Genomic DNA, 2,449 nt, shown 5'->3' on the forward strand with positions numbered 1-2,449 from the left:
CCCCCACGCGGACGCCTACCCCCACGCCCACTGTGTCGTCCAGCCCGACCACGCCGGGCGGGGACACCTGCGCGCTGCGGTCCCGGCCGTCCGGGAAGGTGCTCCAGGGCTACTGGGAGAACTGGGACGGCGCCGCGAACGGCGTGCACCCCGGACTCGGCTGGATCCCGATCACCGACTCCCGGATCACCGGGCACGGCTACAACGTGGTGACCGCCGCGTTCCCGGTCATCCGCGCCGACGGGACGGTGCTCTGGGAGGACGGCATGGACGCCGGCGTCAAGGTGCCCACCCCCGCGCAGGTGTGCCAGGCCAAGGCCGCCGGGCTCACCGTGCTGCTGTCCATCGGCGGCGCCACCGCCGGGATCGACCTCAGCTCCAGCGCGGTCGCCGACCGGTTCGTCGCCACAGTGGTGCCGATCCTCAAGCGGCACAACTTCGACGGCATCGACATCGACATCGAGACCGGCCTGACCGGCAGCGGGAACATCAACCAGCTCTCCCCGTCGCAGGCCAACCTGATCCGGATCATCGACGGGGTGCTGGCCCAGATGCCGGCCGGGTTCGGGCTCACCATGGCGCCGGAGACCGCGTACGTCACCGGCGGCAGCGTCACCTACGGCTCGATCTGGGGCGCGTACCTGCCGATCGTCAAGAAGTACGCCGACAACGGGCGGCTGTGGTGGCTGAACATGCAGTACTACAACGGCTCGATGTACGGCTGCGCCGGTGACTCGTACCCGGCCGGCACGGTGGCCGGTTTCGTCGCGCAGACCAACTGCCTCGACGCCGGCCTGGTCGTGCAGGGCACCACCGTCCGCGTACCGCTCGACCGGCAGGTCCCCGGGCTGCCCGCGCAGGTCGGCGCCGGCGGCGGCTACATGAGCCCGGCACTGGTGGCCCAGGCGTGGAACACCTACCAGGGACGCCTCAAGGGCCTGATGACCTGGTCGGTCAACTGGGACGGGTCGAAGGGCTGGACGTTCGGCGACAACGTCCGCTCGCTCCAGGGCCGCTGAGACGCGCCGCGGGGCCCCGCCGGACGGGCGGGGCCCCGCGCCGGGTCAGGCGATCTTCTTCGGGGTGATCTTCTTCGGCGTGGTCGGCGAGTCCAGCCAGGCGTTGATCAGCGCGGTGAAGTCCCGGCCGGTCTGCTTGTTGACGAAGGCGATGAACGAGGCCCGGTCCTGCGGCGTGTTGCGCTGCTCCTGGACCCAGGCGCGGGCCAGCGCGAAGAACGCCTTGTCGCCGACCGTCCGGTGGATCTCGCGCAGCATCGCCGCCGGGCACAGGTAGACGTTGCCCTCGGCGAACCGCTTCGGGTCGGGCCGGCCGGGCGGGCCCAGCTTCTTGCGCAGGACGGCGTCACCCTCGCGCAGGTACCGGTCCAGGCTGGCCTCGCTGAGCTTCTGCGTCTCCTTGGTGTACAGGTCCTGGATGTACGTCGCCCAGCCCTCGTTCAGCCACAGGTCCCGCCAGGTGGTGGGCGTGACCGAGTTGCCGAACCACTGGTGGGCGTACTCGTGCAGCAGGTCGCTGCCCCAGCGGTCCCGGCGGGCCGCGGTGTTCTCGATCTTCCGGCCCATCGTGATCATCTGCTGGGTCTCCATGCCCGACGCCGAGTCCACCACCACGACGCCGCCGGAGGGGAACGGGTACGGGCCGAACTTCTTCTCCAGCCAGGTCAGGTACTGCGGGGACTTCTTCAGGTACGGCAGCAGCTTGTCGTCGGTGCCCTTGCGGTACCAGTAGGTCAGCGGCACGCCGCGCGGCCCCGCCGCGGTCAGCTTCTGGTACTTCCCCACCGCGAGCGTGGTCAGGTACGTCGCGACCGGGTCGGTGCTGCGGTAGCTGAACGTGTTGCCGGACTGACCGGCGGGCGTGCCGCCGGCGATCGCGGACCAGCCCGCCGGCACCGTCACCCGGATGTCGTAGAGCGCCTCGTCCGACGGCTGGTCGTTCGCCGGGTACCAGGTGAACGCCCCGAACGGCTCCTGCATGGTCCAGAGGCCGCCCTCCTTGGTGACGGTGAGGCCCAGGGCCTCGGTGTCCTTGCGGTGCGACGGCATCGGGGTCGTCTTCGGCCGGCCGTGGTAGGTGACCACCAGGGTGACCGGCTCGTCCGCCACCACCGGGGCGGACACGGTCAGCTTCTCCTTCGCCACCGCGCCGGGAACCGTCGCGCCGTCCAGTGTGACGCTGTCGACCTGGTAGGGCATGAAGTCGAGGACCAGGTTCGGCGCGTCCTTCACCGGCCGGATCCGCAGCGTGGCGGTGCCGGTGAGGGTGGTGGTCGACGGCGCCCACTCCAGCGCGAGGTCGTAGTGCAGAACGTCCAGCGCGTCGGTGCCCCGGGCCGGATAGACCGGGTCGGCCACCGGCGTCGACCGCCCCGCCTGCCAGGCGGCGTCGTCGACGGCGGGCGCGGTCGGGCTCGGCGGGGTGGAGG

Annotated in this window: 2 protein-coding genes; one reads left to right on the forward strand and one right to left on the reverse strand. The window is 71.2% G+C overall.

Features of this window, described 5'->3' with window-relative positions; translation table 11 throughout:
- Positions 1-1,019 (forward strand): chitinase (locus tag EAD96_RS00385; RefSeq protein WP_233585314.1); only part of this gene is annotated, 1,019 nt, incomplete at its 5' end.
- A gap of 45 nt (positions 1,020-1,064) precedes the next feature.
- On the opposite strand, the gene EAD96_RS00390 is transcribed toward EAD96_RS00385, so the two are convergent.
- On the reverse strand, positions 1,065-2,449 hold a 1,385-nt coding region (locus EAD96_RS00390; protein WP_147457811.1), incomplete at its 5' end, for a M1 family metallopeptidase.

The sequence above is a fragment of the Micromonospora sp. BL1 genome (assembly GCF_003667485.1).
Lineage (GTDB): Bacteria > Actinomycetota > Actinomycetes > Mycobacteriales > Micromonosporaceae > Micromonospora > Micromonospora tulbaghiae.